A 14,246-nucleotide genomic window follows, 5' to 3' on the forward strand; every position below is an offset into this window, starting at 1 on the left:
CGGAAAGGCGGCGGAGCCGCACGAATCAAAACCGCAAAAGAACCCGTTAAAAACATCGGCTCGAACCATATTTTGTAGAAGCAGAAAAGAAAAATTTTCATAAGATTCCTTCAGGATAATTTCAGCAAAAGTGCTGATTTTTTATTTGCCCTTGACTTGGAGTATGGTATATGCTATATTCTTTATTAGCGTTGGGCAATAGCCCAAAATCAAGTTCCTTGAAAGGAGAATACAATGTACCCAGTAGAATCCTTGATGCTTGACCGAGTACTCGATTTTCCAGTGACCATCTCGCGTTTGGAATATCGTCAAAGTCTCATAGAGGAGGAGAATGATATACTGACTGCTCTAAACTCGTTCATCCATTCATTGACCGATAAGATGGCCAAGTTTTGTCTCTTTCCTCTTTCTGTTGAAAGTGGGTGGCATAAAGATTGGTACAACAATGGAGTGTGCATGGAGCTGGTTGAGAGCAGGAGGATTTTTGGTGTCTCGATCTTTGAGAACATGTTCTTCCGCAACCACAAGCTGCTGGGTAGGTCATTCACCAGACAGAAGCATCTACGAGTCAATGTACACTACAACTCTCAGCTGAATGAAGTGCATATATACTCCCATTGTCTTGGAGATTACGAGCTGGTAGAGCCACTCATCAAAGAATTTCTTTCCCTACGGCCGAATCTCAAAATCCGGTGTCTAGTTCTTTATCTCTTTGAGGATAGACTTCCCCAAGGCGAATCGACCGCAAAAGGACAGATTCAAAAACTGGAGAGGGTTTTCTTTACTAAGGCTAACTAGGTAGCAAGTAGAGAGACTTCCTTCCCTCACAAACCGCTACGGCTAACACCGGCGCGGTTTTCTTTTTAATTTGAAAGAACAAAGAATTTGCCGCCAATCAATGCATTTTTCAATAATTTTTAGATTGAAAAATGCATCGAAATGAGTTATCATTAACTCATTAGAAAAACTTGAAATTGTCATTCGTGCGGCTCCGCCGCCTTTCCGAATTTTCGCGGGGGTACTTCCTCGCCGCCGCAGGCGGCGAAAGCGGTTCGGACTAATTCAAGTATTCTGCACCTCGGATGAGTACTACTGTTCTTATAATCCTTGTAGCTATCCTAAACGGCATGTTTAGTATTTTCGTTTCCAGGGCAAGCGGGAAAATCGACGCCAATCTAAGCCCGTCTATTTTTAACAGTCTGGGCGCGATAGTGCCCTTGTCGGTTTATTTGTTTTTGAGAATTACAAAACCTCTAGAAATTGCCGCAACCAAAACTTCGGGAATTATGTTTTCTGTTTTGGCAGGAATTTCAATAGCGCTTTTCTCTATTCTTCTGCTTAAAACATTTTCAAGGGGAATTAATCTGTCTTATGCCTTTCCCATCATATACGGGGGCACCGTCGTTGTTTCCACGTTAGGAGGACTGATTTTATTTAAGGAACATGTCTCACTTCTTCAGGGTGCCGGCATCATTAGCATCGTATTTGGCCTTGTTCTTGTCGCCGTTTCTAAGTTTTAGCAGAATATCCGCTACTCTAATTTTTTGAAAAAATAGCTCAAAAATGCTAGCATCTTTTTAATTAAGTTCATTAACAACTACCGGAGATTCTCTTGGAAACACCCGCAAGCAGAGATTTCTTGAAAAAGTTTAAAAAGAGACTTAAAAAAGACTACTGGGTCATAAAGATTAGGCGGCAACCGTGGTTAAAGTGGGTCCTGCTCGGATTTTTGTCATTTGCCACCGGCAGTTATTATGCTTTCTATTATTACACCGGCAATATCCCCTTTGTGGGCGATTTAAATGACGACAATGGCAAACCACTGGATTTTAGCAAACTTGCCCATTCTGATTTTAAAAAGGCATCATATGCTTATGCCTACGACAACAAAACCAAAATCGGAGTATTCAATGACGAAATAAGAGACCCGCTAAGGGCGAGCGAAATACCCGCTGTTGTTAAAAATGCCTTTATCGCAGCCGAAGATCAAAGATTTTATAATCACTCGGGTATTGATCCGCTAGCCATAGGAAGAGCCACCTTTGGAAACTTATTATTTAAGATAGGAATTGAGTATTGGACCAAATCCGGCGCCAGTGGCATTAACCAACAAGTGGCACGGCGGATTTTTGAAGAAGAAGTTGCTGATTTTAGAAACCGCGCGCCAACATTTAAACGAAAAATAAAAGAAGCACGTGTGGCCATCAAATTGGACCGTATGTACCCCAAAGAAAAAATACTTGAAGCATCTTTGAATCTGCCATGGCTTGGCAACGGCGCATATGGCGTGGCGGAGGCAACAAGATTATATTTCGGTAAAAATATCAGAACCGAGCCCATCAACTTAAGAGAAGCATCAATTCTGGCAAGCTTGAATAAATATCCGTCAAAATACTCCCCTATTTTCAAAAAACCAGAGGAAATTGATTTACGGCCAAACTCAACAGAAAAAGAAAAAGAAGAATTAAAAAAGAGACACGAAACAGAGTTGGCCATAGAAAGCGCCCGCTTGATCCAAGCAAAGGATCACTATAATTGGGTTTTAAAGCGCATGGAAAAAGAAGGCTTCATAAGCCGCAGTGACTACACCAGGGCCAGTTTCAAAAAAGAGGAATCACTCCAGCCGGATGTCATAAAGTTAACACCACTAAAAAATCAGGAATTCGGTTATGGAACAAGGCTGGTTAAAGAAATGCTCATGCATGATGGCTACAAGGATGAAGAGATTACGACTTTCGGCGGTCTAAGGATAAGAACCTGCATTGATGCCGATATCCAAAAAATAGTAAATGAAGAAATTGCCCGCTTACTGGCCGAACTTAACAAAGAAGTGGAAAACCCCGAAAAGCTTCACAACGTGGCAAGCAAAACCAACCCGATTGATGGATCGGCGGTAATGGTTGATGTAAAAACCGGCTGTGTAACAGCAATAGTCGGCGGACACAACTATTTAGAAACGCCATACGACCGGGCAATGGCTCTGCGATCGGTGGGGTCTGCTGTTAAACCGTTCGTCTATACCGCGGCATTTGAAGCAGGTAAAACTTTTGATGACACGATCGGCAACTCTCCATTTAGGATGCGCGGGGCCTATGGCAAACCGTGGGTTCCAAAAAACTTTAGGGAAGACAATCCGGTCCCTCTGGGCCAAATACCTATCTATGTGGGCCAAATCAGATCAGTCAACCTGCCCACACTCCGTTTGGCAATGGAAATAGGAATGGGCAAAGTGGTCGATACTATGCATAGGATGGGCATTTGGGGCGTCCGAGGAATAATTAAGGATCCAGGCGGCAATATAATATTTCGCATGCCCGGCATTAAAGACACCGGCGATGGCATCATTCCCCTGCTCCCAACCGCCATTGGCGCTTCGGATGTTAATCTTCTGGAACTAGTAAATGCATATGCGGTGTTTTTCAGAGACGGTTTGTACTTGCCGCCCAAACTTGTTTTGGAAGTTAAAGACCAAGACGGTGAACTGCTTTATCAAGCGCCTGAATCTAAAACATACAGGTCAATTTCAAAAGAAACAGCCCTAAAAGAATTAATCCTGATGCGCGCAACAACAAAGGTTGGCACCGCAAAAATCTCCATGCGCAACATTGAACAGCAAGTTGCCTGCAAAACCGGCACCTCCAATAATCCAAATGAAGAACTTGGTGAGGGTCCGGGCGATGTTTCTACTGTCTGCGGCACACCGGAATTTGTTATGGGTATAAGAATCGGGCACGATATGCCTAGGCCCATCGTAATTCCTCGCTACATGCAACGTGTCAGTGGCCGTGCAAACATGCAAGTATCCGGCGGCTGGGTTGTCGGGCCATTAACCAGAAGAATATGGGACAAAATATATACCAAAAGACCAAAGGTTAAATTCCCGCAGGAAGTTGAAACCGGCTTGCAAGAACTACTGGCGATCTACCCGGATAGATACAAATAAAAAACACCGAGCTTTGCTCGGTTTTAACTTGAAAAAAACAACAAAAAGTGGGATAATTAAGATTATCGGTGGGTTGGCCGAATGGGTTGAACTCAACTGCTTGAGTTCAACGGGAAATTTAGCCGAAGCTACGCGAAGGCGCAAAATTTCCCTGGAAAGGCACAATGCTCGTCCCGTTCATGGCGGAGGAGTGGCCGAGAGGTTGAAGGCGCGGCTCTCGAAAAGCCGTAAGGGCGCAAGCTCTTCGTGAGTTCGAATCTCACCTCCTCCGCTTTGAACAGAACATTAATCGGTCCGGCTTTGCCGGACACGGTTCGACAGAATTTTGCTTTCGCTCGTTCCTCGCTCAAGCCAAGAACTGATGGTTCTCTAAAATTATGGGAAAAGACAAATTGTTGTCTTTTTCTCCTTTACCCACCGCAAGGTTGATATCTTCATATTTGTGTTGTGGTATAATAAAAATAGTGGACGTAGAGCTCATTTCAGAACCCTCTTTGAAGCAAAAAGTAGCGTTTTGAAATGGGCTCTCAAATAAGCACAACCATTAGGATTTACTGGCGCGAGATAACTGGCGTGAGGGATTCTTTATTTCTGTTTTTGGCATCATGGACCGCAATGGTACTAATTATGGGCTGGGCAGATTTTTTGGTCCCCTCGCTGGACACACCAGATGTAGCAGTAACCAGTTACTTGATACTACTGGGCGTTTACATACTTCATAAAGAGTTCAACCGCTGGACTGGTATAAAAATGGCAGCTAGGCCAGGTGAGGTTATAGTGTATGTTTGGTGGACTTCACTAATGATTATGGTGCTAGTTAGCTTTCTTACCGAATTACAAGTACCCGAAGCCCTCAAATTCATGTCCTACGAAATACTCGGCGCCCTGCTTATTAGTGAAATATCCAAAAGTTTAAATTCTTATAAAATTAAAAACTCAATCCTTTTTAAGAAGATAAGACATTAATAGTCAGGTTTGCCTTTAAAAACCCGTTTTAGCGGGTTTTTGTTTGTAAAAAACCCAAAAAAATGTTACTTTTTTTAGCATGTCAGTTAAATCAAAAGCCGACGAACAAAATCTAAAAACCAACCATTCACCGCGTCCCCCGATTGTGGTTGTTTTGGGTCATGTTGACCACGGTAAAACCTCAATACTGGATAAGATCAGGAAAACAAAAGTGGCCGAAAAAGAGGCTGGCGGAATTACACAGCATATCGGAGCTTATCAAGCAGAACACAATGCTAAAAAAATAACTTTCCTTGATACGCCGGGGCACGAAGCATTCAGTGCGATCCGTTCACGTGGAGCTAAAGTGGCTGACATAGCCATACTCGTCATAGCCGCTGAAGAAGGTGTTAAGCCACAGACAAAAGAAGCAATTCAAATTATAAAAAAAGCCGAAATTCCATTTATTGTAGCAATTAATAAAATTGATAAAGAGGGGGCTAACCCAGCCAGAGTCAGACAGGAACTAGCTGAACTAGAGGTACAGGTTGAAGATTATGGCGGAACAGTGCCCGTAATAGAACTATCGGCCAAAAAGGGCAAGGGCATAAACGAACTGCTTGAAATGATACAGCTAGTAGCGGAAATGGAAGAACTTTCTGCGCCAATGGACACGCTAGCCAAGGGTGTGGTTATTGAATCGCATATGGACGGTCGCCGCGGCTTGGTTGCCACCCTCATTGTTCACGAAGGAGAACTTAAGATAGGCGATTGGGTTTTTGCCGGCAGTGCAACTGGCAGAGTAAAATCACTGGATGATTTTCTTGGCAAATCCATAAGCTTAGCCATCGCTTCACAGCCATGCGTAATGCTCGGCTGGGAAACAGCACCAAGAATCGGACAGGAATTCCTGGTTACTGCCAACAAAGAATCCGCTCAAAAATCAGCCGCGGGTTTAATGCTGGGCGAATCTTTGAATTTATTCGCCAAAGAGATAAGCACCGAAGAGCAAAAAAACAACAAAAGAACTGCCAATTTAATAATTAAAGCCGATGTGCAAAGCTCTCTGGAAGCCATAGATCAAGTATTGAAAACAATACATTCTGAAGAGGTTACTTATAATGTAACAAGTTATGGCATCGGATTGATTGGCGATAATGATATTAAAAATGCCAAGGCCACCCAAGCATCCGTAATCGGGTTCCATGTTGGTATAGACGGTTCTGCAAAACAACTAGCCGAGAGGGACAACATTAACGTCCGGACTTTTGAAATTATTTATGAACTTGTAGAAGCCGCGCGTTCAATCATGGCCGATCTGCTAGATCCAGAAATTAAACGTATACCACTTGGTAAATTAAAAATATTAGCTACATTTAAAAATACGGGTAAGTCGCAAATAGTCGGCGGCAAGGTTGTACAAGGCAAATTAGCACGCGGCACAATGATAGACGTTGTAAGGAATGGGGTCATAGTTTCAAATGGAAAACTAGGCCAATTGCAGCACAACAAGGCCGATGTTGCCGAGGTTAGCGAAGGATTAGAAGCAGGAATAAGGTTTGACATGCAATCACAACCCGCGCCGGCACAATTAATAAGAGAAGGCGACGTATTAGAAATTTATCAGGAAGAGAGGATTAAACGAACAATATAACCACTTAAACTAATAATCAAAAATTAACTTGTCAGATCGGCTTAAAAAACTAAATGATTTACTCCGCGACGAAGTCGCTAAAATACTTTTAATCGAACTGGAAAAAGATGACGGCATCTTGGTAACCGTAATTGGCGCCGATGTTTCCCCTACTTTGGAGCACGCCACAATCAAAATATCGATTTTTCCAACGGTAAAAGAAAATCAGATTTTAGAAAAAATAAAAAAAAGAATTTATCAGATCCAACAACTATTGAATAAGCGGTTAACTATGCGGCCAGTTCCCAAAATCAGATTTGAAGTTGACCGAAGCGAAGAACATGCCAACAAAATTGATGAAATGTTAAAAAATCTATAAAATTAACTTTGGCCGGGTAGCCAAGTGGTTAAGGCGTGAGTCTGCAAAACTCTTATACGTGGGTTCGATTCCCATCCCGGCCTCTATGACTAAAGGGGTGATCCTTGCTGGCGGTAAAGGCACGCGCTTACTCCCGCTGACCAAAATTACAAATAAGCACTTGCTCCCGATATTTAATCAGCCAATGATTGAGTATCCGCTCCAAACCCTTCTGAAAGCCGGCATTAAAGAAGTTCTGATTATCTCTGACCGCGAACACGCCGGTGATTTTGTTGAATACCTTGGTTCGGGCAAGGACTATAGTGCCCGCTTTACTTATAAAGTCCAAGACGAAGCCGGCGGTATTGCTCAAGCACTGCTTTTGGCTGAAGATTTCGCCGATAGTAAACCAGTTACTGTGATACTTGGCGATAACATTTTTGAAGATAGTATCTCTCGAGCGGTCAAGACGTTTCGTAGTGGCGCAAGTATTTTCTTAAAGAAAGTTGCTGATCCGGAACGTTTTGGCGTGGCAGTGCTTAAAAATAAACGCGTCATAAAAATACTGGAAAAACCTGAAAAATCACCAAGCCAATATGCCGTCACTGGTTTATATCAATATGACAAAAACGTATTCAAAATAATTAAACGGCTCAAACCATCCGCGCGCGGTGAATTGGAAATTACGGATGTAAATAACGTCTACATAAAACACGGCAAACTTAAAACTGAATTGATGAATGGTTTCTGGAGCGATGCCGGAACTTTTGATTCTCTTTCCAAGTCCACAAGCTGGGCTTTGAAAAAATCAAAAAGATAAGTTAAAATCACTTTGTCCAGTTGTGTATCAGTAGCGCTCGGGTGGGTGAAAAGCGAGCAGACATAGCTTTTCACGGGCAACAAAAAATTGCCCAGGCCAACACCCGAAACAATTTTTTGATTGAGGCTTTGCCGAGAAAATAATATGCTCGGGTGGTGGAATGGTATACACGCAGCACTTAAAATGCTGTGGCCGCAAGGCCGTGTGGGTTCGAGTCCCACTCCGAGCACCAGAAGTAACTTGTTCGGAATTGACTGCTCCGCGCGGCGAGTACGCCGCGCTCCGCAGGGCAAAATCCGCTAAAAGCGGATTTTGTGTTTGACCTTTGGGGCTAGCGGCGGTATAACAAAAAGGTAAAAGAACCTTAACAATTACCGGGGAGGTAAGATGAGATCAGCAAAAAACATGTTTTCTATTTTCCTATGTTGGACTATTTTGTGGAGCCAGTCGGCAAATCTCCAAGCCGGCCAAATCAATACAGGCAATACCGCAACGCCGTCTCTTGATGAGATTATAAAACTTTCATCGTGGCAAATACGCGACATTGCCGAAAAACACGACTTTGCCAAGGGCGAAATTGATAAGAAAAGTAAGGAAATTGAAAAAGCGGGTAAAGCCGAAGAACAAAATGCTAAAAAAATTGAAAAAGATGCGAAGGTAAAAATCAAAGCTACCGAAAAAAAACTTAAGGACATCCCGCAATCCGTTACCGACCCCAAAGCAATTGCCACCCGCCAAAATCTTAAATGCGACATCGTGGCCATCAAAAAAGAGATGGTGCAACAAATAGTTGCTTCTAATAGCAAGCAAACCGCCTACGATGTTTCGATCTCTAAACTTACACTCTTGAGGGACTGGCGAAATACCGCGATGGAAATTGATAAAAAAACAAAAGACGGAACAATTTCCCAAAGGACACTTGGCGACTCTAAGACACAAATCGGCAATGTTCTTGATATCGGCTCGCGCAGTTCTGAATCGCCGTTTGAAGGACAAGAAAAAGATATTCAGCTGGGCGCCGACGATCTAAAAAGATTAAAAATGTCGGGACAATTCCCTAAAGAAGTGGTTGATCCGTTAATTACAGAATACGTGAATCGTTTGGCACAAAATATTGCAAGAAATAGCGATCTCACGGTACCGCTTAGTGTGACGGTTGTGAGCGAAACCGAGAAATGGAACGGCCGTCCCGTTCTTGACAAGAATGGCCGGAAACGGCAAGTGGTAAATGCGTTCGCTGAACCAGGCGGATTTCTAGTTGTCTATGCCGGTCTTATTTTAGAAGCGGAAAATGAAGCTGAATTTGCCGGAGCTTTGGCTCACGAAATTGCTCATGTTACTGCTCGCCATGGCCATCGTATTATGAGCCGGGCCGCCAAGTTCAGCATTTTAAAAACGGCCGGGCAAATAACCGCACTTATTATTACAAGCGGAGCTAGTTACTTAGTATACATGTTGTTGCAATATGGCTTCAGTGGTTTGGATCTTTTTCTAAACCTTAATCTTCTTGGCGTATCAAGAGATTTTGAACTGGAAGCCGACCAACTTGGAATGCAATATGTTTGGCATGCTGGATATGACCCGGCAGGTTTTACGGCGTTGTTTGACCGCATGGCTTCGGAATTTGGTTACGCAAGCCACACATCATTTTTCCAAACACATCCGGCTTTTGGAGACAGAATTCTTGTGGCCAGCAAAGAAGAAAAAGCGTTGCGTTCTGTAGATCCTAACAGGGAATACACCAACAACACTTCTGAATTTGACGGAATTCGAGAGCGCGTACGCATGCTTGTTGACATTACCCACGAAGAAGAAGCAAAAAACCCTGACCAATACCAGCCGTCTCTTTACGCAAACGAGCAAAAGGATGAGGAAGCCTGCAAAGACATTCTTCCTGTTGCACCGCCATTATCATCAGTAAAATCTGTGCCCAATACACCTCCGGTTACTTCAATACCAAAAACAGAAGAAACTGCACAACCAGAACAAAAAACTGACGAAGAAGACAAACCGCCGGTCCTTAAAAGAAAAGAATAGCTCAAACCCTCAATTGAGGGTTTTTTTATACAAGGTAAGTAAGTTTTTCAAAACTGCAGCAATAACTATGGGCCCCACGCCGCCGGGAACAGGTGTAATCCAGCTAGCTTTTTTGCTAACTTCATCAAAATCAACATCTTTGGCAAAATCAATTATTACTGAACCTTCTTTTATCATGTCCTTCGTAATCAGGTCTTCCTGTCCAGTACCGGCAACAATAATATCTGCATGGCATGAAAGTTCCGCTGGATTGGACGTAAATTCATTTATGATTGATACTGTAGCGCCTTGACTGGCCAGCCAATGACCTATCGGCTTGCCCACCAATAAACCATAACCGAAAACGGCACAATTTTTACCTTTTGGATTGATGTCATACTTTTCAAAAATTATTTTTACGGCTTCAACTGCCGGCGGTAAAATTAACGACCTGTCCGCCAAAAAAGCACCTTGCGATTTTTCAGACAAAACATCCACGTCCTTTTCTTGCGGAACCGCATTAATAATATATTGGGTATTAATGTGCAGTGGCAAAGGTAATTCAACTAACACTCCGTGGTTTACTCCGGCTTTGGCAATATCGGCGACTTCCTTGTGTAATTTCTGCGTTGTGATGTTTGCTGGAAATTCATATATACGAAAATCAATACCAACTTTCTCTGCGGCCTTTTTCTTTAACTCCAAAAACTTTTTTACCCCGTTAGAAATCTGATGCCAACCGGCATCAGCTTCATTTCTAATGGGGACGGCGACCATAACTGCCGCTAGCCTTGGCGGCTTGTCTTTGGTTTGCCGAAGAACTTTCATTTCCTCGGCTAATTCGGCTAACATTTCTTCCGCTATTTTTTTACCGTCAATAATCATAATACTATTTTAGCAAAACTTTTTTAATTTTTCGCGCAATCTTGACCATTTCTTTTTCTTTCATTCCCCGCGTGGTAACTGCGGGGGTACCAAGACGTATGCCAGATGGATCCCATGGTTTACGCTGGTCATAGGGTATAATATTTTTGTTTACAACGATACCGGCGTGCTCGAGCCGCTCCCCCGCCTGTTTGCCGGTTAGGCCAAGCGGAGTAACATCAACCAACATCAGATGATTATCAGTACCACCGGTGATAACCATAAAACCCAGCCGCTTCAATTCACCAGCCAATACTTTAGCATTTACAACAACTTGTCTGGCATACTTTTTAAAATCTGGCTTGAGTGCTTCTTCCAAACAAACCCCGATTGCGGCAATAGTGTGCATTTGCGGTCCGCCCTGCAATCCGGGGAAAATTGCTTTATCAATTTTGTCTGACAAAACTTCTTTTTCATTTTTAACTTTACGTTTTGAGCTTATTATAACTGCACCACGCGGACCTCGCAGGGTTTTTTGTGTCGTAGTGGTAATAATGTCTGCATACGGAAACGGTGATGGATGCACTCCGCCAACAACAAGACCCGCAATGTGCGAAATGTCAGCCATTAGTAATACACCGTCTTGACTTTGCCTGGGATAAACAACCGAATCGGCAATTTGGCGAAATTTTTTAAAATCTAACTTACGCGGATAAGCAGTGGCCCCACAAACAATCAGCCGGGGTTTGAATTTCCTGGCAATCTTGGCCACTTCATCATAATCAATAAAACCATTGCGTACCACCCCATAATGCTCAAATTTAAACAGCTTTCCGGTCAGACTAACATTGTGCCCGTGAGTCAAATGGCCACCATGATCCAAGGACATGGCCAAAATCCTACCACCCAGACTCACAGAACCTAGATAAGCCGCAAGGTTGGCGATACTGCCTGAATATGGCTGAACATTAACACCAAATTTTTTCGGTGAAATTTTAAAAACCTTATAAACTAACCGCTTAACCTCATTCTCAATCTCGTCAACCGCTTTGGTGCCAAAATAATATCGCTGGCCAGAATAACCCTCGGAGTATTTATTGGTCAGCGGCGACCCCAAAGCCGCCAAAATATTTTTGGAAACATAATTCTCCGAAGGTATAAGATTAATTACCCTCCCTTGACGAACGATTTCTTTTTTTATTAAGTCTTTTATCATGTCCCAAGTAATCTCATTAATTGCCCTGGCTTAGATGGACCGACGCGTAAGATTTTTGGCTTAATGGTAGAGAGGTCCAGTATCGTTGCCGGTAACGATTTCGGCAAAACTCCGGCATCCAAGATTAAGTCGGGTTTCCAAATCTGGCTACGGAATAACTCAATTATTTTATTTATATCCCCTGTCGTTTCTTGGCCAGATATGTTGGCCGCGGTAGCCGTAAGGGGAAAACCGTATTTACCGAGAAGTTTATCTACAAAAGTATAATCCGGAATTCGGATTCTCACGTTTTTATTGCCAGCCGTAACAATCGTGGGGATAACTTTTTTTCGCGGCAATATCACTGTTGTAGTTCCGGGCCAAATTTCTGACAAGAGTTTCTCGAGTTTGGGAGGAACAAAAGCCAACTCCACGACCCATTTTATATTGCGGGCAATAATCGGCAATGGTTTTGATAACGGACGATTTTTAATTTTAAAAACCAAATCTACGGCATGATGGTCGCAGGCGTTGGCACCGAGCCCATAAACCGTATCCGTTGGATAAACAATAACTCCCCCATAGCGCAATACGTTAACCGCCTCGAGTAAAACATCAGAATAATCTTTATTAAAATCAATAGATAAAATTTTCATTTAGTTGAATTCAAAAAATTTAAAATAAATAACCGCTTAAAAGCGGCAAGTTGTTTCTCTTTTATCCTTTCCTAAAAACCGGATAGTGCCATTAAAACTTTGGCCAGCTTCTTTCTGGGATTATGGCGCACAAAACTGCCTTGGTCAAGTAAGTTGGCAAGCACTAATTTTGGTTTCTTCCCTTTTAAATCCAACCCCGAGACGTCAACAAAATGCGAATTTTCTTCCAGATATCGTTTTAAAATTTTAGGGGCCGGTTTTTTATTGTTAAAAACGGCATAATCCAGAGTTTCTTTACCGAGGTATTCTTCAACCTTATTCAAAAAGTCATGCGCTTTGAAACAGTGGGTCTCGCCAAACTTAGTCATTAAATTACAAACATAAACTTTTTTAGCTTTAGACTTTTTTATCGTGGCGATAACGCCATCAACCAAAAAATTCGGAACAATACTGGTAAACAAATCGCCTGGACCGATTACAATCATGTCAGCTGACAATATTGCCTTTTTCGCTTCCGGATTTATACGTGCTTGCGGACTTAACCAAACTTTTTTGATGGGCAATTCCGGATTGTGTTTGGGTTTATCTATGTTGGTTTCCCCTTTTATGACAACCCCGTTAGCTAATTGAGCATAGAGTGTAATGTTTTTTAATGTAACCGGCATTACGCTGCCTTTTATATTCAAAATCTGCGAAACAACTTTTAGCGCTTCAGCGAAGTTTCCTGTCATTTTTTCAAGTGTACTTAAAAAAATATTGCCAAAATTATGTTCCTTTAGATCGCCTGATGAAAATCGATAATTAAAAAGGTCTCGTAATGTCTGCGGGGCATCGGATAGTGCCACTAAAGCACGGCGCACGTCACCCGGCGGTAAAACACCGTATTGGTCGCGCAATCGACCGGTTGATCCGCCATTGTCAGCCATTGAAACAATTGAAGTTAAATGAACCGGGTAGCGACGCAAAGCAGAAAGCACCATAAAACTCCCGGTTCCACCACCGATTACGACGATTTTTTTATTTTTTACTCCGCGCTTCATGAGACTGGGGACAAAGCAATTTTTCGGCTTTCTTTATATCTTCGGGGTAACCTATGGGCAACCAAAAGTTAGTTTTAATCGCATATACTTTTATACCAGCCGCAATCATCTGCGCGATACTGTCTGACAAATAGTATTCGCCATTAGAATGCTTTCCAGCCGGAAAATTCATAACCTCTTTTGTGAGTAACTGAACCCCTGTTAACACCAAGTTTGTTTTCGGATTATTTGGTTTTTCCTCAATACCGGCAACACTGCCATCACCGGCCAATTCAACCACACCAAATCTGTTAGGAGTTTTGCTTTCGTCAATTACCAAACTTGGATTTTCGGATTCAGCACAGAGTTTTAGAGCCCTAGGATCGTGCAGATCATCAGCATATATGAGTAAAAATCGCTCTCCGGAATGCAAAAGATGCTCACAAAGTTTTAGGGCGTGGTAAGTGCCAAGCTTATTTTCCTGGACAACATAAGTTATTTTAAAACGCCGAACCCCGCACCTTTTGTGGACAGGAAAATTTGAATTGCGCGAAACGCAGTCCAAAAAAGGTGCGGGGCTGAAATTATCTCCAAAATAGTCCCTAATCTGATCCCGCAAATAGCCTACAACCAAAACAAGTTCATCCACTCCAGAAGGTAAAGCATCTATAATATATTCCAAAAGCGGCCGACCACAAATTTTTATCATCGGCTTAGGTGTCGCTAGTGTCAACGGCCGCATTCTTATACCCTCGCCTGCCGCTAAAATAATACAACGCATACATTTAGAACACCGG

At 42.6% G+C, this 14,246-nt stretch carries 11 protein-coding genes, 3 tRNA genes and 1 pseudogene; 10 read left to right on the forward strand and 5 right to left on the reverse strand.

Annotated features, from left to right (window positions below; translation table 11 throughout):
* Window positions 1-1,082: 1,082 nt before the first annotated feature.
* From HYT61_02645 to HYT61_02690, 10 genes are all read left to right on the forward strand, one after another.
* Window positions 1,083-1,520: a hypothetical protein gene (locus HYT61_02645; protein MBI2063117.1), complete on the forward strand. Its 438-nt coding sequence runs from the start codon at window positions 1,083-1,085 to the stop codon at window positions 1,518-1,520.
* 92 nt (window positions 1,521-1,612) lie between these two features.
* Window positions 1,613-3,943 carry a transglycosylase domain-containing protein gene (locus HYT61_02650; protein ID MBI2063118.1) on the forward strand — a complete coding sequence of 777 codons (2,331 nt, stop codon included), beginning with the start codon at window positions 1,613-1,615 and terminating at the stop codon, window positions 3,941-3,943.
* Window positions 3,944-4,127: 184 nt separating this feature from the next.
* Window positions 4,128-4,214: transfer RNA gene (locus HYT61_02655), tRNA-Ser, on the forward strand.
* 248 nt (window positions 4,215-4,462) lie between these two features.
* On the forward strand, window positions 4,463-4,909 hold the full coding sequence (locus HYT61_02660; protein ID MBI2063119.1) for a hypothetical protein: 447 nt from the start codon (window positions 4,463-4,465) through the stop codon (window positions 4,907-4,909).
* 79 nt (window positions 4,910-4,988) lie between these two features.
* Complete coding sequence (gene infB / locus HYT61_02665) at window positions 4,989-6,542, forward strand: translation initiation factor IF-2 (GenBank protein ID MBI2063120.1); 1,554 nt, start codon at window positions 4,989-4,991, stop codon at window positions 6,540-6,542.
* A 28-nt stretch (window positions 6,543-6,570) separates the two neighbouring features.
* Window positions 6,571-6,900, forward strand: coding sequence for a 30S ribosome-binding factor RbfA (gene rbfA / locus HYT61_02670; GenBank protein ID MBI2063121.1), 330 nt, complete (start codon window positions 6,571-6,573; stop codon window positions 6,898-6,900).
* A 10-nt stretch (window positions 6,901-6,910) separates the two neighbouring features.
* Window positions 6,911-6,983, forward strand: a tRNA-Cys gene (locus HYT61_02675).
* A 2-nt stretch (window positions 6,984-6,985) separates the two neighbouring features.
* Window positions 6,986-7,699: an NTP transferase domain-containing protein gene (locus HYT61_02680; protein ID MBI2063122.1), complete on the forward strand. Its 714-nt coding sequence runs from the start codon at window positions 6,986-6,988 to the stop codon at window positions 7,697-7,699.
* 146 nt (window positions 7,700-7,845) lie between these two features.
* Window positions 7,846-7,931, forward strand: a tRNA-Leu gene (locus tag HYT61_02685).
* Between the two features lie 155 nt (window positions 7,932-8,086).
* The gene (locus HYT61_02690; protein ID MBI2063123.1) at window positions 8,087-9,736 is read left to right on the forward strand and encodes a M48 family metalloprotease; all 1,650 of its coding nucleotides are present in this window, start codon (window positions 8,087-8,089) and stop codon (window positions 9,734-9,736) included.
* A 9-nt stretch (window positions 9,737-9,745) separates the two neighbouring features.
* On the opposite strand, the gene HYT61_02695 is transcribed toward HYT61_02690, so the two are convergent.
* The 5 genes and pseudogenes from HYT61_02695 to HYT61_02715 form a co-directional block, all read right to left on the reverse strand.
* Window positions 9,746-10,315, reverse strand: a complete 570-nt coding sequence (locus HYT61_02695; GenBank protein MBI2063124.1) for a bifunctional 5,10-methylenetetrahydrofolate dehydrogenase/5,10-methenyltetrahydrofolate cyclohydrolase — start codon at window positions 10,313-10,315, stop codon at window positions 9,746-9,748.
* A 228-nt stretch (window positions 10,316-10,543) separates the two neighbouring features.
* A pseudogene (locus tag HYT61_02700) lies at window positions 10,544-11,795 on the reverse strand (serine hydroxymethyltransferase).
* On the reverse strand, window positions 11,792-12,430 hold the full coding sequence (locus tag HYT61_02705; GenBank protein ID MBI2063125.1) for a threonylcarbamoyl-AMP synthase: 639 nt from the start codon (window positions 12,428-12,430) through the stop codon (window positions 11,792-11,794). Before HYT61_02705 ends, HYT61_02700 begins: the two are co-directional and overlap by 4 nt.
* Window positions 12,431-12,501: 71 nt before the next feature.
* Window positions 12,502-13,470 carry a YvcK family protein gene (locus HYT61_02710; GenBank protein MBI2063126.1) on the reverse strand — a complete coding sequence of 323 codons (969 nt, stop codon included), beginning with the start codon at window positions 13,468-13,470 and terminating at the stop codon, window positions 12,502-12,504.
* A complete protein-coding gene (locus HYT61_02715; GenBank protein MBI2063127.1) occupies window positions 13,448-14,230 on the reverse strand; it encodes an NTP transferase domain-containing protein in 783 nt (260 codons plus the stop codon). The genes HYT61_02710 and HYT61_02715 overlap by 23 nt, the downstream gene beginning before the upstream one ends.
* Window positions 14,231-14,246 lie beyond the last annotated feature (16 nt).

The organism is Candidatus Yanofskybacteria bacterium, assembly GCA_016181175.1.
GTDB lineage: Bacteria > Patescibacteriota > Minisyncoccia > 2-02-FULL-40-12 > IGHO2-01-FULL-4-A > 2-01-FULL-44-17.